Genomic DNA, 20120 nt, shown 5'->3' on the forward strand with positions numbered 1-20120 from the left:
ATAATTCGTCACACCTGGACACACTCAACCAACCAAAACCGGGTATCCGTCACAGACGGACAAAAGCCAGCTCCCCACAAAAAAAACCGACGGGTCTGTTTCGCTAACCTCACGCTTAGGAACCCGGCGCAAGACAGACACCAAGTGACAACCCATCCCCCATGCACTAAAATCCGCCCTTCACAAAACATATTCAAAGGCTTATTTCGTGGCTCAATACGTTTTTACAATGAATCGCGTGGGTAAAGTAGTTCACCCAAAACGTGAAATCCTGAAAGACATCTCCCTCTCCTTTTTCCCCGGCGCTAAAATCGGTGTATTGGGTTTAAACGGTTCTGGTAAATCCACCTTATTACGCATCATGGCGGGATTGGACACCGACATTCTTGGTGAAGCGCGTCCGCAACCCGATCTCAACATTGGCTACTTACCTCAGGAGCCGGAGCTGGATGACAGCAAAACCGTGCGCGAAGTCGTTGAAGAGTCACTGAATCACATTAAAGAAGCCCAGACCCGGTTGGATGAGGTGTATGCCGCCTATGCCGAACCGGATGCCGACTTCGACAAGCTGGCCGCTGAGCAGCAGAAGCTGGAAAACATCATTAATGCCGCTGACGGTCATAACACCGAAAATCGTCTGGAAATTGCGGCAGACGCGCTGCGTTTACCACCCTGGGACGCCGAAGTGAAATACCTGTCCGGTGGTGAGCGACGCCGTGTGGCGCTTTGCCGTCTGTTGCTGTCTAACCCAGACATGCTGTTACTGGACGAACCCACCAACCACCTGGACGCTGAATCGGTTGCCTGGTTGGAACGCTTCCTCCATGAATTCACCGGCACCGTGGTCGCGATTACCCACGACCGTTATTTCCTCGACAACGTTGCAGGCTGGATTCTCGAACTGGACCGTGGTCACGGTATTCCGTTTGAAGGCAACTACTCTCAGTGGCTGGAAAACAAAGAAAAACGGTTGCAGACCGAGTCCAAACAGCAGGCTTCGCATGAGAAAGCCATTAAAGCTGAATTGGAGTGGGTGCGTCAGGGTGCAAAAGGCCGCCAGTCCAAATCTAAGGCGCGTTTGAAGCAGTTTGAACAGATGAATTCGCAGGAATTCCAGACCCGCAACGAAACCAACGAAATTTATATTCCACCGGGTCCTCGTTTGGGTGATATCGTGATTGAGGCTTCTGGCGTCAGCAAGTCATTCGACGGTCGCCTGCTCTACGAAGACCTTGATTTTGTGGTACCACCGGGTGCCATTGTCGGGGTGATCGGTGGTAACGGTGCGGGTAAGTCTACCCTGTTTAAAATGATTGCCGGTCAGGAACAGCCAGATACCGGTACCATCCGCATTGGTGAAACCGTGAAGCCGGCCTTTGTCGGTCAGATGCGCGAACTGGACGGTAACAAGACCGTTTGGGAAGAAGTGTCCGATGGTTTGGACAACATCATGATTGGCGGTTGGGAAACCTCGTCCCGTGCCTACATTGGCCGATTCAACTTCAAAGGCAGCGACCAACAGAAACTGGTGAAAAACCTCTCCGGTGGTGAACGTAACCGACTGTTCTTAGCTAAACTGCTGAAAGAAGGCGGCAACGTGCTGCTGCTGGACGAACCGACCAACGACCTCGACGTAGAAACACTGCGTGCTCTGGAAGAAGCCTTACTCGCGTTCCCGGGCGTTGCCATTGTGATCTCGCATGACCGTTGGTTCCTCGACCGAATTGCGACGCACATTCTGGCCTTCGAAGGTGATTCGAAAGCGGTATTCTTTGAAGGTAACTTCACCGAATACGCAGAAGATCACAAAAAGCGTTCCGGTAACGACGGCCCGCACCGCATTAAATACAAGCGCATTAAATAGCAGTCTTGAGTATGCAAGGCCTGTGCACCGACAGGCTTTGCTGTTGTTACAGATCGGTGCGCTCATTCTTACTGCCGAGACCAACATGCCGAAAACGCCCCTCACTAAAGCTGCCAAAACCACGCACACCTTTAAAGGGCCGATCATTTCGCTGGTCACCGCGAGTTTTCTCGCCGGTATGTTCATGCTGGGGGGGTTTTGGCTGCTCAACACCAATCTCGGCTTAGCCAGTTCGCTGTTTGCGATTATTCTGGTTTTCCTCAGCCTGACCGGTTTATTGGTTGCACTGCGTATTTACGCGCACATTTCCCTGAACCTGGCGCAGAACGATCAAAAACACCTGCAAAACGCGTTGATTCAAGCTAAAGACATGCTCGACACCAGCAAACAATTACGCGACGACCACATTGTGCTGCAATCGCTGATGCAGAACCTGCCTTTTCCCATTTGGTTGAAAGATCGTTTTGGCCGCTACCTGGTCGCCAACCAGGCATTTACTCAGCAATGGTGCAACGGAGCCGACCCGAAAGGCAAAACCGATGCTGAGCTGCTTAACGCAAAATTAGTCGATGCCTTTGCTTTGGAAGACCAGAAGGCTTTGAGCACCGGGCAACCGCAGATTCTGGAAATCCGATTCGACTTCACTGAACAAACGGCACAGTGGATGCGCATAGAACGGTATGCTCTGGTCGGTGATGACGGTCAGTCGGTCGGTGTTTTGGGTTTTGCCACGGATATTTCCGGGTATAAACAGGATAACGTGCCGCAGTCTGAGTTGCTGAAAGACTCAGTGACCCAGTTGATGAACCAGACGGGACTGACCCGCTACATTGAACAGCAGGAACAAGCGGCCCATGGCGTGCACTGTGTCTACATCGATATCGACCATTTCAAGGTGTTGAATGACTCACTCGGCCAGGATTCCGGTGACCAACTGCTGAAACATGTGGCTGAGCGAATTTTGCTGGCCAGTGAGAAGGGTGAAGTCTTGTCGCGGATCAGCGCCGATGAATTTGTGCTGTTTTTAACAGAAGACAGCCAAAACTCACTGAAACAACGCATTGACGATTTGCATGAGCAGTTGAACCAACCTGTCAGCATCAATGACATTCAATACAGTTTTACCACCTCCTTTGGTGTGGCCTTTGCCCCGGAACACGGCGAAACTCTGGGCGAACTGAAACAACATGCCGGTGTCGCCCTGTTCAACGCTAAAAAACTGGGGCGGAATCAGGTGCATTGGTACCACAATGATTATCGCGATCAAGCCATACGGCGGCTCAATAAAGAACAGGTCCTGCGGCAGGCCATTGCTGAACAATTGTTGGACATTCATGTACAGCCGCGCATTGACTGCCGGAACGGCAGCATTCAGGCGCTGGAATGCCTGGTACGTATTCAAATGGACGATGGCGATCTGATATATCCGGGTACTTTTATAGCCCTTGCTGAGCAGAATGGACTGATCCGCCAACTCGACACCTTTATGCTGGAAAGCGCTCTGATGCAGATTCAGGGTTGGCTGAACAGCGGCGTGGAGCCCATTCCATTGGCCATTAATCTCAGCCTGCAGAGTTTCAACGAAACCTTGCTGGCGCACCTGAACCGTTGGCAGGTGCGTAACCCGGCGGTGTTTGACTACCTGGAACTTGAACTGACCGAGCACCGCTTACCCGAGCGAGACCACAATTTCCTGCAACATTTGCACACCATTCGTGAATTCAATATCCGCTTGGCGCTGGATGATTTCGGCACCGGTTACGCCAATCTGTCACGCCTGCCTGAATGGCCATTCCAGATCCTGAAACTTGACCGCAGTTTCATCATTGACTTACCCAACTCGCCAAAACAGCAGGCCGTGGTGAAGTCGATCATTGATTTATGTGCCACATTGGATATTCAGATTGTTGCCGAAGGCGTTGAAACGGAAGAGGTCCTAACTCTGGTCGATCAGCTGGGTTGCCACTATATACAGGGTTTTGTTTACGCCAAGCCGAAACCCATTACCGATATCGACGATTGGCTGCACGCCCGGAAACTGGTAGCGCAGTAACTTTTTACCGCTAAGCGCTTGATCTGCAAAATAAAAATCACTATTATGCGCGTCCTCGTTGAGCGGACGTGGTGAAATTGGTAGACACGCCAGATTTAGGTTCTGGTGCCGCAAGGTGTGAGAGTTCGAGTCTCTCCGTCCGCACCAGTTGCTTCAGGCAACACTTCTCAAAGATTCCCTGTTCGTATTCCCAATCCGTTACACAAACAACCTGCACCCGTTTATGTTTTTTGTCGTTACAACGGAATATCAAAATGCAAAACATCTTCGCGCACGCCTAACTTGGTATAGAGCTGCACCGCAGGCTCGTCGGCGTAGTCCGCCTGGACATAGATAACCCAGGCACCAACCGCTCTGGCAATCGGCTTCAACGATTCAATCAACCCCGTCGCGACTCCCTGACGGCGGAACTGCGGATATACCGCCAGATCGTAGATATACATTTCACTGCGGGGTTGTTCAAACTTCTTCAACTCATACCCCACCAGCGCACCAGCAAGCTCATCGCCCTGCATGGCCGCTAGGCAGATAAAACTGTCACTGGCCAGCAACGACGTAAGGTATGCCCGGTCAGGTCGGTTGGTACCGTAGGTTTCAACGTCGTCAAAAACGGTGCTGAAACAATCCAAGACCTGATGTATGAGAGCCTGGTCATCGCCAGACAGACGCTTTATTTGAAAAACCATTCTAACCCCCTTTCTCGGTTTCTCGCCTGCCGGGATAACTGGCAACCCAGGCAACAGACATTAACTGAACGCGGCGATGCCTGTAATAGCGCGCCCAACAATCAACGCATGAATATCGTGGGTTCCTTCATAGGTGTTCACCGCTTCCAGATTCAGCACGTGCCGGATGACATGAAACTCGTCGCTGATGCCATTACCACCGTGCATGTCACGAGCGGTTCGGGCAATGTCCAGTGCTTTGCCGCAATTATTGCGTTTCATCACAGAAACCAATTCAACCGGGCAGGTACCGGCGTCCATCAGCCGTCCCAACTGTAACGCACCCTGTAAGCCGAGGCCGATTTCAGTTTGCATGTCAGCCAGTTTTCTTTGAATCAGTTGATTGGCCGCGAGCGGTCGGTTGAACTGCTGTCGATCCAGACTGTATTGCCGGGCGGCACTGAAACAGAATTCCGCAGCGCCCATGGCACCCCAAGCAATGCCATAACGTGCTTTGTTCAAACATCCAAAGGGACCTTTAAGACCTTCGGCATTAGGCAGCAGATTTGCCTCAGACACGAAGACATTGTCCATCACAATTTCGCCGGTTACGGAGGCGCGCAGCGAAAACTTACCGTCAATCGTGGGGGTACTCAGGCCAGCCATCCCCCGCTCCAAAATAAAACCGCGAATCACGCCATCGAGTTTAGCCCAGACCACGAAGACATCCGCAATGGGCGAATTAGTGATCCACATTTTGCTGCCGATCAGATTAAACCCACCGTCTGCCGCAACGGCTCGGGTTCGCATACTGGCGGGGTCGCTGCCACTGTCCGGCTCGGTTAAACCAAAACAACCGACCCATTCGCCACTGGCCAGTTTCGGCAAGTACTTCTGTCGCTGTTCTTCGTTGCCATACTGGAATATCGGGTACATCACCAATGACGATTGCACGCTCATGGCCGAACGATAACCACTGTCTACCCGTTCCACTTCTCGCGCGATTAACCCATAACTGACATGATTCAGTCCTGCGCCGCCATATTCTTCAGGGAGTGTGGAACCCAGCAAACCTAACTCACCCATCTTGAGAAACAGATTGCGATCAAATTGTTCGTGCCGGAAGGCTTGGGTGACGCCAGGCAATAGCTCGCCCTGACAAAAATCGTGCGCGCTGTCGGCAATCATGCGCTCTTCGTCAGACAGTTGCTGATGTAACTGAAAGGGATCTTGCCATTGGTAAACAGGCTGAGGCATAGGGAGTTCCTTAGAGGCGTTATCGAGTTGGTATTATTCAAGCACTCTGTTGTTGGGGCTGACAAGCCGCAGACCATTGAATATATTTTCAATCAATCGAAATGTGTAAACCACAGCGAACAGAGGGCGCAGGATCAGCCCCGAATGGTACTTACTTAAGGTTACTTGGCATGGGGATTTTCATTTCAAGAATAACTGCACCACTGGTCGAACTGTATTTCCTTTGCCGTGAAAAACCATTCAGTTCTGACGATTCTTTCTTAGTTTTATAACGAAAGAATCTTTCGGAGGTTTTTCTTTCCAAGGGGCGATCCCCTTGATCCCCCCTTTGTCGCCCGCTTTGGTATTCTTCCTGAATTGTCACTGTCTTCGAACGGTCGCTTGAGCATGCATCCCTGCACGCGCGGCGCTTCCAAGGGCATCCATGCCCTTACATCCGTTGCGACGTGTCAATTGCGTCAGCCAAAGCAGATGCGACGTTACGCTATTTACACCAATCCTAGAAATGTAGAATTTGGAGGTTAGTTTAATCTAACGAGCAAGTGAGCAGGAAATGGCGGTCCGACGTTTCGGTGGCCGTTGCGAACGACCCGTCGAAGACGGAAATAATCTGAAGTAAGTAGCATTCGATCACCCCCCTACCATCTTTTCCCAAATCTGATAACTGTAATCAATGTTCGAGGAAAAATGCTGCTCATAGATTTTTTTAAAACTGGCCGGTATGTCCGGAAACGGCACATCACCATCGACCTGAGCGTGGATGACCGATAGATGGATCGTATCTGCCTGTTCAATTAACTGTTGATACAGCTGACCGCCGCCTCCGACAAACAGGTGATCCGTGCGCTCTGCCAGCGCGGCCAACGCGGTATCGAGATCGGTAAAAAACAACGGGTCAGACTCAGACGGCTCGGGGATGTCCTGACTTAGCACCGCCAGATGCCGACCCGGTAACGGTCCAGCGGTTTCGTATGTTCTGCGGCCTAATAATACCCACTGGTTCATGGTTAGTGCTTTAAAAATCAACTGTTCTCCGCGCACTTTCCAAGGAACATCCTTACCTCGGCCGATCACACCATTTTCTGACGTTGCGGCAATTAAACTAATTTTCATGGGTTTACCTCGTGTGAGATGAATAGACCACCAAGTCTTTACGATAAGTCCAATGCCCTTTGTTCCAGAACAAATCGCGCGCGGGATTGTCCCGAAAGACAAAACAATGACATTTATGAATACCATCCAGATACAGCGCGTGCAGCGCGCAATCCAATAATGTCGTGCCGATCCCCTGGCGCCGAAGCGTTTGGGCTACGGCCAGGTGATGCACGTAGCCGCGTCGACCATCGTGCCCGCATAAAACGGTTCCGACCACGCTGTCCTGTTGCAACGCCACAAAACTGGTGGACGGGTTACGCTGTAAAAACCGCGCCAGATTTTCTTCATGGTCAGAATCACTTAAGCCCACGCCCGGTGATGCTTGCCATAACTGCTGTGCCTGCTCAATGTGGCCAGGATCAAAAAGGCTAACCTGAATTCTTGCCATAACGGAAGCGGAGTCCTGTGTGGTTGACGACATTTGAGTTTTCAGAACCCGGTTGTTGTCGTGTTATCGAAACCGAAATTCCCGGTTCGGCAACCAGGAAGTAAACATCTGAATATAGTGATCCACATGGGCGGGCACCGGTGGCAAATCCCGGATTCCAAAATACTGTGCTGAATCGTAGTCAGTGGCGGGCGATATGTCACCTTGCCAATCGGTGGACACCATGACAAAGGCATGCAATTGCACCAAGATATTCTGCGCTGGCCAGATAATCTTATTAGCCGGGTCCGCGCTGCTGTAGCCGATGCATTCCAGCTCAGCGGGTTCGACGCCAAGCTGTTGCCTGGTCAGCCTCAGCGTGGCCTCGGTGGCTGTTTCACCATCGCGAATACCATCCAGAGGTAATTGCCATTGTTGGCGCTCTGTTTCTTTTATCAGCAGAAATTCGGCATTCTCATTCAACAGAATCACCACACACGCAGGTAACTTCACCGCGGTTGAAGAAGCATCTCGCTGCAACTGCTGCAGGTATTCACTCACTAAAAACCTCTAACCCCATTCTTTTAAGTGCTATAAAAACTGTTGCCGATAGGCAACCGGGCTTATGCCCACCTGCTTTTTAAAACGATTGGAAAAATTAAATTGATCCGAAAATCCCAACCGGCCTGCGAGCTCAGCCAAAGGCCAGTCGGTATGTTCCAGTAATTGTTTGGCGCGATCAATGCGCAAATCACGGATGATCTGTTTCGGGCTTTTACCAAACCGTTCTTTGCACAACCGATACAGGTGCGGCTCTGAATAATAGGTCAGGCTTGCCACATCAGCAACGGTCCAGCCCTTGTGCAAACTCTGTTCGACTTGCGCAAACGCGGCGGTCAGCCGATCCTCCTGTTTAGGCGCTTTCTCCCTCAGATTGAATTCAATATAACGGGCCAATTGCGCGAAACTATGCTCACGGAAGTCGCGCTCTAAATGCCGCTCCTGATCAATAACGTGACTCAGATAAAAGATATTCATGGCCTGTGAGGTGGCGCGGACTTCGCCAATCCGCGGCATCAATGCATTCCAGTGCAGGCTGGTCGGCAACAGAATCCAGCACATGTCCCATTGATCGCTGTCTATTTCGAAGCGCACATCGGTATGTGCGGGCACCACCGTCATGGTTTCCGGAGTGATCATGCTGACGCCAGCGGCCGTGGTGAGTTTGCCAAGCCCTTTGGAGCTGAACAACAGGGTATGCACTGTCGGGTCTACCCGTTCCACCACATAAGGCGGTTTTAAATGCGCAATCCCGGCCATGTGAACGCCGTAGACCGGCATTTCCGGAAACGCATCGCTGGTTAAGAAAATTTCAAAGCAGTCCTTGCCGATTTCCAACCGATTGGTGAATTTAAAACTCATAGGCGAACACAAAATGATAGGAATTAACATGCCAATCATAGTTCTGCGCATACTATTCCGCCAGCGGATTCATAAACTGGCCGCACAATGATTTCCTTCACCCTGTGGCGAGGTTCGCACATGAAAACACCGTTGTTTCAGCAAATTATGAAACTGGCACTACCGGTTGCGTTGCAAAGCGTGCTGATCTCGTTATTGGGGATGTCTGACGTCTTCATGGTGACCGGTCTTGGTGCTGCGTCGGTGGCGGCCATCGGCTTGGGTGCGAAGCTGCATTTTGTGTTGATCATGGTCATGGCCAGCTTTGGTTCCGCTATTTCGATCCTCGTGGCGCAGTATCATGGTCGTGGCAACAAACACGCCACACAAGCGGTGTTGACGCTGGGCAATATAGCAGGTCTGTTGCTGTTGGTGCCGATTGCGGTGGCTTTCTTTGCGTTCCCTCGCCAATTACTGAGCCTGCTCAGCGACGACACGCAGATGATCGAACTGGGCGTGAACTACTTGCGGTTAACCGTGCCCTTGCTGTTCTTCACACACATTATCATCAGCTTTGAAAGTGCCCTGCGGGCACGCAGCGAAACAATGACACCTTTATTGCTGTCGTCGTTGGCGATAGTTATGAACATAGTCTTAAACTATGTTCTGATTCACGGTGTGGGCGTTTTTCCTGAGTTGGGTGTGTCCGGCGTTGCCATTGCCAGTGATATTGCACGGTTGGTACAGGTTGTCCTGTTACTGTTATACCTCGGCAGACACCGGCACGCGTTTGCGCTGGGCAATTTGATCGCCTGCGTGACCGATATTGCCCGCTTTGTGCCCAAGTTCTTTAAAACGGCCTGGCCATTGACGGTTAACTTCTCCGTTTGGGGTATCGGAACCTTTGTGTACCACGGTGTGGCGGCGAAGGTCAGTACCGATGCGCTAGCGTCGCTCAGCTTGATCAGTCCGATTGAGGGAATGTACCATTCGCTGTTCTTTGGTCTGGTAACCGCCTGCTCGGTTTTGGTGGGTCAGAGCCTTGGCCGTAATGATTTTGACATGGCGACGCTACTCGCCAGGCGCTTCGCCACCTTTGCACCAATGGGGTCGATGATTATCGGTTTAATGATTCTGGCGGCCACCCCTCTGTTTCTGCCATTGTTGCTGGATACGGAAAGTTCGCTCTACTCGCTCAGTGCACAGCTGATGTGGGTGATGTGCCTGACATTCTGGGTCAAAGTGTTGAACATGACACTGATCGTTGGCGTACTGCGGGCAGGCGGCGACAGTAAGTATGTCCTGGGTGTCGACATGATTGCGATGTGGGGCTTGTCGATTCCTGCTGTGTTAATCGGCGCCTTCGTCTTTGAGTTAAGCTATGTCTGGGTTTACGCGTTGGTATTAGTCGAAGAAATCGCTAAGGCTGGGATGGTGACGCACCGGGCTTTGAAGAAAATCTGGCTGAAAAATCTGACCGACGATGAGACCGATCACCCGGATATCACCCCTATCGCGGCTTAAAATCGCCGTTGAAAGTTGCCTTTGCCCTGCGTCCAACTCCATAATGGCGACTTTGTGACAGGAGACCCAACCGGGTCTCCTCCCTTTGTTGAAATAGGTTGTCGTCAGTGTCTAAAAAAGTAAGAGTCGGTATTATTTTTGGCGGTCGTTCCGCTGAACACCAGGTCTCCCTGCAGTCTGCTAAAAGCATCATTAACGCCATTGATAAAGACAAGTATGAGCCGGTGTTGATCGGCATTACCCCCCAAGGCGAATGGTTACTGAATGAATCGACGCTTTGCCTGTTGAATCAGGACGACCCCAAACTCATCGCACTGAACGACGATGGTCAGCCCGTCGCATTGTTAGCCAGCGCCAATAAAGGCGAGGTGATGAACACTAGCGGGCAGGCGGGCATTTCAAATGTCGATGTTATTTTCCCGGTATTGCACGGCCCCTATGGCGAAGACGGATCCATTCAAGGACTGGCCAAGTTGGCGAATATTCCCTGCGTGGGCAGCGGCATTATTGGTTCCGCGGTCGGAATGGACAAAGATTTCACCAAACGTCTGCTGATATTGGCCGGTTTGAACGTTGCCGACTACGAACTCGTACGGCGCGGTAACCTGAGTAACGAATTGATCGACACCATTGAAAACCGTTTGCGCTACCCGGTATTTGTGAAACCGGCGAATATGGGCTCCTCCATTGGCGTCAGCAAAGCCGACGATCGCGCGGCATTGATCGAAGCCGTTGCCAAGGCTTCTGGCTTCGACAGCAAGGTGTTGGTCGAAGCAGCCGTTGTCGGCCGAGAAATTGAATGTGCCGTACTTGGCAACGATGACCCACGAGCATCGATTTGTGGCGAGATTGCCGCAAACCATGGCTTCTACGATTACGATTCCAAATACATTGAAGCTGACGGTGCCACGTTAAGCATTCCTGCGCAGATTTCAGAAGAAGAATCGGACCGTATCCGTGAGATTTCCAAGCAGGTCTTCACCACATTGGAATGCCGGGGCTTAACTCGAGTGGATGTATTCCTGACCCCTGACAGCCAAGTGTATATCAACGAAGTGAACACCATGCCCGGTTTCACCAAGATCAGCATGTACCCCAAACTGTGGGAACACAGCGGCGTTTCCTACTCCAAGTTGATCGATACTCTGATTCAGTTGGCCATCGACGATTTCCGCGAATAACGCGAAAGCCATCCCTCTTACCTCTGTGAGCACGTTGCTCATGGAGGAACAAGACTAGCCTCCGCACTCAATTGACCTGTTAAGTAAAAAATGACAGCTGTCCCTGTGAACAATTCGATCTATGTTCGCTATCGTACAGTATTCATCTGCAAGTTGTTTATACTCAAATGCTGATCATTTGATATCGAAATATATCGTTCTCTTCAGTTTTACCGTGGCACTTGGGGTCTACCGTGCGGCGGAGACAGGATGCTCATATATCAATGGACTAGCAGGCACTTTTTTTACAGGCCCTAGGTGTGCCTTATCAACCCAAAGTATGACTGCTCAGGTGCTTGCTATGTTATTACTGAAAACAGACAAAATGATTATCAATCGTCTCACGTCCATCGATAGCAACAATGCAAAGCCAGCGTCAGAGACGACGGGTGTCATGCTGAAGACTATTCGTACCCTAAAACATAAAGTTACGGCACTCGAAAACAAGTTATCAAAAGCACAACATCTCGCCCATCATGATGAGTTAACGGGTTTGGCCAATCGAAGCTTGTTAAGGGATAGACTGAATCAGGCAATAAAGCATGCTATAAGACATCAGAATTTAGTTGCAGTGCTGTTGTTGGATCTAAACGACTTCAAACGCATTAATGATACCTTCGGTCATCACATTGGAGATGCTTTACTGATTAACGTTGCGAGCCGCTTGAATTCCTGTATACGAGATGCTGATTCAGTTTACCGGTATGGGGGTGACGAATTCGTTGTACTTGTACCAGATGTGGAGAACGTTTCGGGCCCGTTTGAGCTGAAATCCAAACTCCTTGCCTGCATTGCCAAACCCTATAACATTAGCGAACAAGCATTTTCGATTTCAGCGAGTATCGGGGTTGCTATTTACCCTAAACATGGTGCAGATCAACACGCTCTTATCAAATATGCCGATAGCAAGATGTACACAGCTAAACAGGTGTCGCAAGAAAAAAGCTTGCCACTTTTGCGGTGATCTAAAAACACTCTAACCTGATGAGGTGTAAAAAAAATTGGGCACGGCAGAATGATAATTATCTGCCTCGGTGCCAGCAGGCTTTAGCAAACTCTACGAACAATATTCACAAGCTTGGCAAAGCAATTTTCAACTACCCACTCTCCCGCAGTGATTAGGATCATCAGAAGAGCAATATTGTTTGCTTTAAAAACTCGCCACTCCTTTCGATGCGCGCCACCTCTCCAGTCCTGAATCTGACAAGAATAGAGAAATTCAAACTAATTTGACTTGACTGAATGTAAATTAAAAGCCCGGACACCCCACCAAACCATGTTAGACGTTATGAATGATGAACTATCCAGGACAATTTTGCCTTCAGTGTTAACAACCAATGTATAAGATTAGAAGGAGACTATTTTTCGACTAAGGTCGATACTCGAGAGTCTTCTTCACGTTTCGACTTTTTAGCCGCTCGCTTCTCTTTTTTGGTTGAAGACGCCGGGGTCTTGTCTTCTTTGTTACTGTGCCTTTCTTTGCTCATGATGCTGTTCCTCTAAGAATTGGAATGCGCTCAGAACTGTTCGTAGTATCGCTGAGCGATCTAATTGGCGCAATTACGCCAGTCGCTTATCGACTCGCTTTTCCGCGAGCAACCAATCGTCCAAAGCATCGCCGACGCCTTCGGCACGCGATTGTCCCAGCATGTAGGCTTCTTGCTCAATCAAACGGTGGCGAGATACGACCGAGTTCTCTTCTGCCGGTAGTTTCTGGGCTTGCTGTTTTTTGGTTTCAGCGGTAAATACTTTCATGATAAATCTCCTCGTTAATGAACCGATAAATGACCGATTCAATAATTCACTTAAGTGGCGAATCAAACACAGGAGATTGCGTGCAGACTTTTCTGCTTGGAATTTTGCGAAAACTGTCAGATTCCGCATTCAGTACACGTCAATCTACCGCAATACTATCGGAGAAAAAAATGCAGAAGTCTGTACGGTACCGTACATTGGAAAGCAGAATCGGATTAGCTGGGACAGGGTTTTGGCAGAGGCAATAAACGATCCGTTTCTTTCTTCACTACCGCGTAGCACTCACACGACAGCTCTTCCATTCGTTGTCGGTTAAGCACGGTAATATGGCCTCGTTGATACGATATGACGCCCAGTTTCTGCAATTTGCCGGCGGCTTCGGTGACGCTTTCACGGCGGACGCCGAGCATGTTGGCAATTAATTCCTGCGTCATGACGACTGTATTCTTGGGCAGCCGGTCCAATGACAACAGCAACCATCGACATAATTGCTGATCGATTGTATGGTGCCGATTACACACGGCTGTTTGCGCAATTTGCGTGAGCAATGCCTGACTGTAGCGCAACAACAGTATCAGCAATTCGGTGTGGCGGGAGAACTCGCTTTTAAAGATTTTCCGGCCCACGCGATACGCATGACCCGCACTCTGTATAATGGCGCGACTTGGTGTGCTTTCGCCACCCATAAACAGGGCGGTGCCCAACATACCATCGTTACCGACGATGGATATTTCTGCCGAAGCCCCATCCTCCATAACGTAAAGCAGCGACACAATACAATCAACAGGAAAATAAGCATGGTGTAACGCATCACCCGATTCATACAGGACGGCGCCTAATTCGAGATTGACTAATTCAAGATTTGGCAGCAACCGGTCTTGGACATCGGCAGGAAGTGAAGCAAGGAGATGGTTTTGTAATGGGTCGAGGGAATAAGGTTTTGCATCGATCATGGCGTAAACTTTCTTTAGGTTTTTGCGCTTAGTAACGCGTTGATTTATCAACGCGCTACAATCCGTCATACCTTAAGGTTTACGAGTGCGTTAAGTTTAAGTGTTTCAATTACACAGATATATGCGCAATTGATCTGAAAAGCACGGCGCAGGCAGATTACGACACGCATGGGCTGAATACTAACCGGATGTTCACAGACGAAAATCACTATACGCTACTGAGCCTCAGTAAGCTCGAACTATTCACCTCTTTCTCCGTCACAAGGTCTACCAAAATTTACGGTGGTGACCAGTACACCATTGACCTGAAACGGATCGTATTGTTGCAATACTGCTGTGACTTTCGCGTCAAATTCACGTGCTTTATCGATACCCATGCGCTCAATACTGAACCCGTTGCGAGCGTGGATCGATTCCACAAAATCTGCAATGGATTGGCGATATGGCACGGGATCGGTCGAGACCACTCGTTCTGTTTTAAAGAAACCACCCTGTTCGATCAACTCGATTAAGGAAAAGGGCGTGAAATCCTGATTGGTTGAGTAAGCCTTCACCAGCGCCATCACCTCAGCTTGCCCAGCGTAATCACTCAGCTCACCGCCGGTGATGACCGCTAACATGCCGTCAGCCCGGAGCGCCTGCTTAAATTTCGGAAACACCACCGGCCAATCCATCCAATGCAAACTGTTGGCGGTCACAATTAACGACAGATCTTCTGGTAAGTGAAAGGCTTCAGCGTAAGCTTGGTGCCATTCAACCTGCTGGCTTTTCTGCGCGGCTTTTTCAATCATGGCTGCTGATGGATCCACCGCAGTAACAACATAACCCCGCTCTGCCAGCGGAATGGCAATTTCCCCCGTCCCGCAACCGACATCAAGTATGCGGGCGTGGGCGGGCAACTGCGCAGTCAGTGCATCAAAAACACATTCGTCATAAGCCGGACGCTTGTGATACCGGTCAACAATAGACTGGTCCTGGAATTGATCGCCATAATATCGGGCTAGATGAGCAGGTTTCATAAATGGTGTTCCCTCATTGGATTTGCATGACAAAACCGTGTGTCATGGCCTATGGTTAAAGGGGTAAATGCTGAACATGGCGAGATAGCCAACCGTGCGACCTACTTTAACCCATCCCCAAGTACTTGAAAAACCTCTGTATAAAGCGGAGGTTGATCGGTTACGTGTTGCACTGCTCAAACAGCAACGCCGGATCAGCGGCCTGAACACCTCAGTGATTGTTGTCATCGCCGGTGATGACCGGGCGGGTCGTCACGAACTGATTAATACGCTGATGACCTGGTTGGACGCGCGATTTATCAAACTTAATGCGTACGGCCCCGCTGAGCAACTGACGCAAGAGCACCCATTTTTGTGGCGTTACTGGCAGGACTTGCCTGCCCAAGGCCAGCTTGCGCTCTATTTCAGGGATTGGACGAGCAGCACCATCGTGCAAACCCTCAACGGTGCCCTGCACAAATCTCAACGTAGCAGGCGCATTCAGGACATTAACGATTTTGAAAAAAGTCTCTCCGACAATGGTTCGGTTATCGTCAAATTCTGGCTGCATCTTTCTTATGAAGCCCACGAAAATAAGCGACAAAACACATCAGACGCCGATGACTATGATCGAAAAGATGAGTTGGCGTATGAGCACTACGATACCGCGATGGCAACCATTGATCAGATACTGTCAGCAACGAATACCGAATCCTCTCCTTGGTCAATCGTCGACAGTGATCATCCACTCAAACGGAATGTTCTCGTGGGTCGCCACCTGTTAACGTGCCTGCAACAGGTGTCGGATACAGAACCCGAAACGGACGTTAAACCCTGGTCAACATCAACAGAGCAAACGCCAAACAGACTGCAGCGAGCCCTGGCAGAAAAAAGTGTACTCAGCAAAGCCGAGTACCAACATCAATTCAAGACATACAGCACAGAGTTACGACAACTCGCCGAGCGTGCTTTGCGGGCAAAGCAATCGGTTATCTGCGTATTCGAAGGCGTCGATGCTGCTGGCAAAGGCGGGGCAATCCGTCGCTTGGTGTCGGCATTAGACGTTGATCAATACCGGATCGTCCCTATCGCAAAGCCGAATGATGACGCCATCGCCCGTCATTATCTTTGGCGTTTCTGGCGACATATACCGGCTGATGGATTGATGACGATTTTTGACCGCAGTTGGTATGGCCGCGTTTTGGTTGAACGCGTTGAAAAGTTTGCCTCGGATGTTCAATGGCAACGCGCGTACACCGAAATAAATCAATTTGAAAAACAACTCACCGACTACGGCATTCTGGTGGTGAAATTCTGGTTGCATATCGACCAAGATGAACAACTGCGTCGTTTTCAAGCCCGTGAGATCACCCCACATAAACAGCATAAAATTACCGATGAAGATTATCGCAACCGTGAGCAGTGGCCCGCCTATGAACAAGCTATTGAAGATATGCTCAGGTTAACCGATACCGAACACTGCCATTGGCATGTTATACCGGCACAGGACAAACGATTCGCTCGCATTGCCGTCTTCGAAACATTGATTACAGAGATGAAACATCATCTACAATCAACAACAGTCGCACCGAGTACGAGAAGCCCCGATGAAACTGAATAAAGACTTCCACCCTCAAATGGCGGCCGTCAGAGCACAGCTGAATTGTGATTTTGCTATCATCAGTCACATCGTTGGTGAGGACTACACAGTGATCGCCGTTGATGGTGTGTTGGATACTGTCAAACAAGGTGATTTGTTCGAGGTTCAAAATACCTATTGCCACGCGGTTGTTGAAGGCGGGGATACCATTACCTACAACGAGGTCGGTAAAATAAAAGCCATGGTATTGCACCCAATTTACACCGCGATGCAACTGGAGGCCTACATTGGAGAGCCTCTGCAAAAGAATGGCAAAGTTGTTGGTACGCTGAATTTTTCTGGCTTCGGCCCAAAACTGCCCCCCTTTCAGGAGGCTGACATAGCGCTGGTTAGATCGCTCGCCCGCGAAGTTGAAGCGGCAATCGAGCCCAACTCCGTTTAAGTTATTAAAGAGGCTTGCTGTTGATTCAAACTCACCGCAAACAAATTGCACGCATACTCAGCGTAGATGGCAACCACCGTTTCAGTCGCACGGTGGATGTTTTATTGATTGTGTTGATTTTACTCAATGTCATTGCCATTGTGCTCGAATCGATACCCGCATTTCATGATCGCTACCGCGCCTATTTTTTTGCGTTTGAGGCGTTTTCTGTCGCCGTTTTTTCTGTCGAGTATGTGCTTCGTATCTGGTCATGCGTGGAGTTCGCGGGATACGCTGATACACACCCAACTAAGGCTCGTCTGCAGTATATGCGGACCCCCTTGGCGATCATCGATTTAATCGCCATCCTGCCTTTTTACTTGATGTTTATCTTCGTTATCGATCTGCGATTCTTACGTATTATTCGCTTGCTGCGTATTTTTAAACTGACTCGTTATTCTGGTGCAATGAACCTGCTTCTCAGTGTTCTCAAGGAAGAAGCCAACGCGTTTCTTGCTGCATTTTCCGTACTGCTTATGTTACTGATTCTGGCTTCCAGCGGAATTTACGTAATTGAACATAAAGTCCAGCCAGATGCATTCGGCAGCATACCGGATGCCATGTGGTGGGCTATGGCAACACTGACCACCGTTGGCTATGGCGATGTCGTTCCGATTACCGTGCTGGGTAAAATTTTTGGCGGTTTTATTACCGTAATCGGAGTTGGCATGGTTGCATTGCCAGCAGGTATCCTTGCCAGTGGATTCGCGGATCAGGTTCATCGTCGACGTTCTACCTATGAAGAACGACTGGAACAGGTCTTCGATGACGGCTATTTAAGCCCGTTGGAGCAAGCAGACCTCAATAGCCTCAGGGACCAATTGGGTTTGACTGAAGATGACGTTGAAAAACTGACACACGAATACGTCAAAAGAATGCAGCACAGCCTGCGTCAGTGCCCTCATTGTAAAAAGCCATTATTCCAACAGCGTCAATCTGACCAACCCGGAGCTTAAGGCAACTCTGATTAATTCAAATCACCTCAGTCCTATCAGATCGAAGGATGAGCGAGGCGTGTGTTGCAGGGAATGGCGAGTCCTTTTCAAAACACACAACAAAGCTCAGTCATCGATCTGAAGGACCCGGAGGGAGGGCTGAAATGGCAAATTTCGTTGTTAAGTCCTTTGCCAAGATGATGAATATTGCCTGCAGAACTTACTTCGAATTTTGCGCATTTCTTCACCCGCTGAGGTAGATGGCAATTATTCAGAGTGGCCTTAACGTTTCGCGTTTAAATGTCCCTGTTTTGTGCTGCATTTCGTCGGCTGTTTTGCTATAAAGACCGGCCGATTAATTTTACCTGAGTTTGACTTTTTTCAAACGCTGTACAGGGATGACGAGTGACACAGCCCAAACTAGACAACCGCCCTGCAGGGGCCAGCGCAACATTGCTGAATGCCAATATGCGCTTGTTGGCACCCAAATTGGTAACGTACGACTGCGAACTGAGTACGCTGATCGAATGTATTGAGGCCGATGCGGAATGCGCACGGGTGTTGATCAGCTATGCCAATAAGCGCAAGGAAGATGGCGATACTCGTATTGAAACGGTGAATCATGCAATCGTATTCCTTGGTCTGATAGACAGTAAACAGTTTCTCTTTGCCTACCTGTTGTTGGATGTGTCCCAACCCACTCGCGCGCAGATCGTACAGCTTATGGTAAGGGCCAAACTCTGTTCAGATTTATTTAAAACCAATGGTCCCGTTAACAAAGACCTAGCGTTTATAGCTGCATTAACGACGCATAAACGTTTTTTAAAAATCCAGAAATCCGAAACCATCAGCCTGTTATTCAAGTTGCCACTTGAGCGCAAAGAAGCCATTAAGAACTTGGACTACGGCCTGCGCAATACCATTAAACAGGCGATGATCATTGACACTAAGTGCAACCCAAACTCACAAAAACGTGAACCGATGCCGGGTGAGTTTGAAGCTATGTTCCGCGACGCGTTGTACTGGGCTAACACCATAATCAGCGCCCTGTCCTAAGACTGGGCGTGTTTTCGGTGAGCTCGCCAACCCAGCGCACCAGGAATGCCAATGACGGGCCACCACAACAGCCAGGCCAGCTGAAAACCTTCTACTTGAGACATGATGCCGACAACCACCGTCAGCACACCCCATTTGACCGCAAAATACAGAGCATAGGCGCGACCGAAACTCTGCGCCTTGGAAGCGAAAGTCGGGGACTCTAGCGCGCGGCGCACCGCTACAGGTAACTTGGACTTTGCTGGGTGTAACATAAATCACCTCACCACCCATGCTTTGTATCCATTTTAGCGCTGCTGAATGTCAGCAACAGGCAAACCTTACCCAGCCTTGACCTGCCACAACTAAACCAGTTAAAAATCTCTGGTATTATCCGCTTAATATTTCCACCGGAACATTCCATGCTGTTCGATCTGCGTCGACATAGTTGGGTTTACCAATGCTTTATCGCCTTCGTCTTGCTGGCCTCCTTGCCCATGCCTGCCGTTGCATCGATGTCGGCATCTTGTTCCGAGCAAGTTTCCACACCTACTCACAGCATGCACTCCACTACCCTGGCCGATGATTTTGAGCAGCCACTAACCGCGAATCGTTGTGATTTGAACAACTCGGCAGACGCAGCATCAGACTGCTGCACGACCGCTGGGTGCCAATGCGTCACTTGGGTTGCTGTACCAGCAATACCAACTTTGCCCCTGTCTTCGGCTATCCAGCCATCCTTAGAACTGGTCTATACCAGCCCTCGCGCACGCACCGAACAACTGTATCGCCCACCCCAGGCTATCGGGCAACTCTAGGACGTTCTTCAAACTCGTCTCGAACACCGTCTAGAGTAT

The 20120-nt window shown here is 49.8% G+C and carries 21 protein-coding genes and 1 tRNA gene; 11 read left to right on the forward strand and 11 right to left on the reverse strand.

What is annotated here, in order from left to right:
- Positions 1 to 208 precede the first annotated feature (208 nt).
- From ettA to IYN85_RS12760, 3 genes are all read left to right on the forward strand, one after another.
- Positions 209 to 1864: an energy-dependent translational throttle protein EttA gene (ettA, locus tag IYN85_RS12750; RefSeq protein ID WP_196159296.1), complete on the forward strand. Its 1656-nt coding sequence runs from the start codon at positions 209 to 211 to the stop codon at positions 1862 to 1864.
- 22 nt (positions 1865 to 1886) lie between these two features.
- Positions 1887 to 3917 (forward strand): EAL domain-containing protein, encoded by a 2031-nt coding sequence (locus tag IYN85_RS12755; RefSeq protein WP_196159297.1) that lies wholly within the window; start codon positions 1887 to 1889, stop codon positions 3915 to 3917.
- Between the two features lie 62 nt (positions 3918 to 3979).
- A tRNA-Leu gene (locus IYN85_RS12760) sits at positions 3980 to 4064 on the forward strand.
- 89 nt (positions 4065 to 4153) lie between these two features.
- On the opposite strand, the gene IYN85_RS12765 is transcribed toward IYN85_RS12760, so the two are convergent.
- The 6 genes from IYN85_RS12765 to IYN85_RS12790 all read right to left on the reverse strand — a co-directional run bounded on the left by IYN85_RS12765 (position 4154) and on the right by IYN85_RS12790 (position 8783).
- Positions 4154 to 4603, reverse strand: coding sequence for an AAC(3)-I family aminoglycoside N-acetyltransferase (locus tag IYN85_RS12765; RefSeq protein ID WP_196159298.1), 450 nt, complete (start codon positions 4601 to 4603; stop codon positions 4154 to 4156).
- Positions 4604 to 4663: 60 nt separating this feature from the next.
- On the reverse strand, positions 4664 to 5839 hold the full coding sequence (locus IYN85_RS12770; RefSeq protein WP_196159299.1) for an acyl-CoA dehydrogenase: 1176 nt from the start codon (positions 5837 to 5839) through the stop codon (positions 4664 to 4666).
- 630 nt (positions 5840 to 6469) lie between these two features.
- Positions 6470 to 6952, reverse strand: coding sequence for a dihydrofolate reductase (locus IYN85_RS12775; RefSeq protein WP_196159300.1), 483 nt, complete (start codon positions 6950 to 6952; stop codon positions 6470 to 6472).
- A 4-nt stretch (positions 6953 to 6956) separates the two neighbouring features.
- The gene (locus tag IYN85_RS12780) at positions 6957 to 7415 is read right to left on the reverse strand and encodes a GNAT family N-acetyltransferase (RefSeq protein ID WP_196159301.1); all 459 of its coding nucleotides are present in this window, start codon (positions 7413 to 7415) and stop codon (positions 6957 to 6959) included.
- Positions 7416 to 7445: 30 nt separating this feature from the next.
- Positions 7446 to 7922, reverse strand: coding sequence for an NUDIX hydrolase (locus tag IYN85_RS12785; RefSeq protein WP_196159302.1), 477 nt, complete (start codon positions 7920 to 7922; stop codon positions 7446 to 7448).
- Positions 7923 to 7952: 30 nt separating this feature from the next.
- Positions 7953 to 8783 carry an AraC family transcriptional regulator gene (locus tag IYN85_RS12790; RefSeq protein ID WP_196159303.1) on the reverse strand — a complete coding sequence of 277 codons (831 nt, stop codon included), beginning with the start codon at positions 8781 to 8783 and terminating at the stop codon, positions 7953 to 7955.
- Positions 8784 to 8903: 120 nt separating this feature from the next.
- Between IYN85_RS12790 and IYN85_RS12795 the strand changes: the two genes are divergently transcribed.
- The 3 genes from IYN85_RS12795 (at position 8904) to IYN85_RS12805 (ending at position 12470) form a co-directional block, all read left to right on the forward strand.
- Positions 8904 to 10286: an MATE family efflux transporter gene (locus IYN85_RS12795; RefSeq protein ID WP_196159304.1), complete on the forward strand. Its 1383-nt coding sequence runs from the start codon at positions 8904 to 8906 to the stop codon at positions 10284 to 10286.
- Positions 10287 to 10393: 107 nt separating this feature from the next.
- Positions 10394 to 11467, forward strand: a complete 1074-nt coding sequence (ddlA, locus tag IYN85_RS12800; protein WP_196159305.1) for a D-alanine--D-alanine ligase — start codon at positions 10394 to 10396, stop codon at positions 11465 to 11467.
- A 340-nt stretch (positions 11468 to 11807) separates the two neighbouring features.
- Positions 11808 to 12470 (forward strand): GGDEF domain-containing protein, encoded by a 663-nt coding sequence (locus tag IYN85_RS12805; RefSeq protein ID WP_196159306.1) that lies wholly within the window; start codon positions 11808 to 11810, stop codon positions 12468 to 12470.
- A 394-nt stretch (positions 12471 to 12864) separates the two neighbouring features.
- Here the strand turns inward: IYN85_RS12805 and IYN85_RS26160 are convergent, their stop codons facing one another.
- The 4 genes from IYN85_RS26160 to IYN85_RS12820 all read right to left on the reverse strand — a co-directional run bounded on the left by IYN85_RS26160 (position 12865) and on the right by IYN85_RS12820 (position 15233).
- Positions 12865 to 12993, reverse strand: coding sequence for a hypothetical protein (locus IYN85_RS26160; protein ID WP_255533743.1), 129 nt, complete (start codon positions 12991 to 12993; stop codon positions 12865 to 12867).
- Between the two features lie 73 nt (positions 12994 to 13066).
- Positions 13067 to 13261, reverse strand: a complete 195-nt coding sequence (locus IYN85_RS12810; protein WP_196159307.1) for a hypothetical protein — start codon at positions 13259 to 13261, stop codon at positions 13067 to 13069.
- Between the two features lie 215 nt (positions 13262 to 13476).
- The gene (locus IYN85_RS12815) at positions 13477 to 14214 is read right to left on the reverse strand and encodes a Crp/Fnr family transcriptional regulator (RefSeq protein WP_196159308.1); all 738 of its coding nucleotides are present in this window, start codon (positions 14212 to 14214) and stop codon (positions 13477 to 13479) included.
- Positions 14215 to 14453: 239 nt separating this feature from the next.
- Positions 14454 to 15233, reverse strand: coding sequence for a trans-aconitate 2-methyltransferase (locus tag IYN85_RS12820; RefSeq protein ID WP_196159309.1), 780 nt, complete (start codon positions 15231 to 15233; stop codon positions 14454 to 14456).
- Between the two features lie 94 nt (positions 15234 to 15327).
- On the opposite strand from IYN85_RS12820, the gene IYN85_RS12825 reads away from it, so the two are divergent.
- The 4 genes from IYN85_RS12825 to IYN85_RS12840 all read left to right on the forward strand — a co-directional run bounded on the left by IYN85_RS12825 (position 15328) and on the right by IYN85_RS12840 (position 19284).
- Positions 15328 to 16833 carry a polyphosphate:AMP phosphotransferase gene (locus IYN85_RS12825; protein ID WP_196159310.1) on the forward strand — a complete coding sequence of 502 codons (1506 nt, stop codon included), beginning with the start codon at positions 15328 to 15330 and terminating at the stop codon, positions 16831 to 16833.
- Complete coding sequence (locus IYN85_RS12830) at positions 16820 to 17254, forward strand: GAF domain-containing protein (RefSeq protein ID WP_196159311.1); 435 nt, start codon at positions 16820 to 16822, stop codon at positions 17252 to 17254. Before IYN85_RS12825 ends, IYN85_RS12830 begins: the two co-directional genes overlap by 14 nt.
- Before the next feature lie 20 nt (positions 17255 to 17274).
- Positions 17275 to 18249 (forward strand): ion transporter, encoded by a 975-nt coding sequence (locus IYN85_RS12835; RefSeq protein ID WP_196159312.1) that lies wholly within the window; start codon positions 17275 to 17277, stop codon positions 18247 to 18249.
- Positions 18250 to 18633: 384 nt separating this feature from the next.
- Positions 18634 to 19284, forward strand: coding sequence for a hypothetical protein (locus IYN85_RS12840; protein WP_196159313.1), 651 nt, complete (start codon positions 18634 to 18636; stop codon positions 19282 to 19284).
- Here the strand turns inward: IYN85_RS12840 and IYN85_RS12845 are convergent.
- On the reverse strand, positions 19281 to 19538 hold the full coding sequence (locus tag IYN85_RS12845) for a hypothetical protein (RefSeq protein WP_196159314.1): 258 nt from the start codon (positions 19536 to 19538) through the stop codon (positions 19281 to 19283). The two genes, IYN85_RS12840 and IYN85_RS12845, sit on opposite strands and share 4 nt — an antisense overlap.
- Before the next feature lie 147 nt (positions 19539 to 19685).
- Between IYN85_RS12845 and IYN85_RS12850 the strand changes: the two genes are divergently transcribed.
- Positions 19686 to 20081 (forward strand): hypothetical protein, encoded by a 396-nt coding sequence (locus IYN85_RS12850; protein WP_196159315.1) that lies wholly within the window; start codon positions 19686 to 19688, stop codon positions 20079 to 20081.
- Positions 20082 to 20120 lie beyond the last annotated feature (39 nt).

The organism is Reinekea sp. G2M2-21 (assembly GCF_015687175.1).
Lineage (GTDB): Bacteria > Pseudomonadota > Gammaproteobacteria > Pseudomonadales > Natronospirillaceae > Reinekea.

Bases quoted from the DNA above. Each gene is read 5' to 3' on its own strand.
- IYN85_RS12775 (WP_196159300.1), bottom strand. From the start codon at position 6,952: ATGAAAATTAGTTTAATTGCCGCAACGTCAGAAAATGGTGTGATCGGC.
- IYN85_RS26160 (WP_255533743.1), bottom strand. From the start codon at position 12,993: ATGAGCAAAGAAAGGCACAGTAACAAAGAAGACAAGACCCCGGCGTCT.
- IYN85_RS12790 (WP_196159303.1), bottom strand. From the start codon at position 8,783: ATGAGTTTTAAATTCACCAATCGGTTGGAAATCGGCAAGGACTGCTTT.
- IYN85_RS12805 (WP_196159306.1), top strand. From the start codon at position 11,808: ATGTTATTACTGAAAACAGACAAAATGATTATCAATCGTCTCACGTCC.
- IYN85_RS12820 (WP_196159309.1), bottom strand. From the start codon at position 15,233: ATGAAACCTGCTCATCTAGCCCGATATTATGGCGATCAATTCCAGGAC.
- IYN85_RS12850 (WP_196159315.1), top strand. From the start codon at position 19,686: ATGCTGTTCGATCTGCGTCGACATAGTTGGGTTTACCAATGCTTTATC.
- IYN85_RS12780 (WP_196159301.1), bottom strand. From the start codon at position 7,415: ATGTCGTCAACCACACAGGACTCCGCTTCCGTTATGGCAAGAATTCAG.
- IYN85_RS12845 (WP_196159314.1), bottom strand. From the start codon at position 19,538: ATGTTACACCCAGCAAAGTCCAAGTTACCTGTAGCGGTGCGCCGCGCG.
- IYN85_RS12770 (WP_196159299.1), bottom strand. From the start codon at position 5,839: ATGCCTCAGCCTGTTTACCAATGGCAAGATCCCTTTCAGTTACATCAG.
- IYN85_RS12795 (WP_196159304.1), top strand. From the start codon at position 8,904: ATGAAAACACCGTTGTTTCAGCAAATTATGAAACTGGCACTACCGGTT.
- IYN85_RS12765 (WP_196159298.1), bottom strand. From the start codon at position 4,603: ATGGTTTTTCAAATAAAGCGTCTGTCTGGCGATGACCAGGCTCTCATA.
- IYN85_RS12815 (WP_196159308.1), bottom strand. From the start codon at position 14,214: ATGATCGATGCAAAACCTTATTCCCTCGACCCATTACAAAACCATCTC.
- IYN85_RS12830 (WP_196159311.1), top strand. From the start codon at position 16,820: ATGAAACTGAATAAAGACTTCCACCCTCAAATGGCGGCCGTCAGAGCA.
- IYN85_RS12810 (WP_196159307.1), bottom strand. From the start codon at position 13,261: ATGAAAGTATTTACCGCTGAAACCAAAAAACAGCAAGCCCAGAAACTA.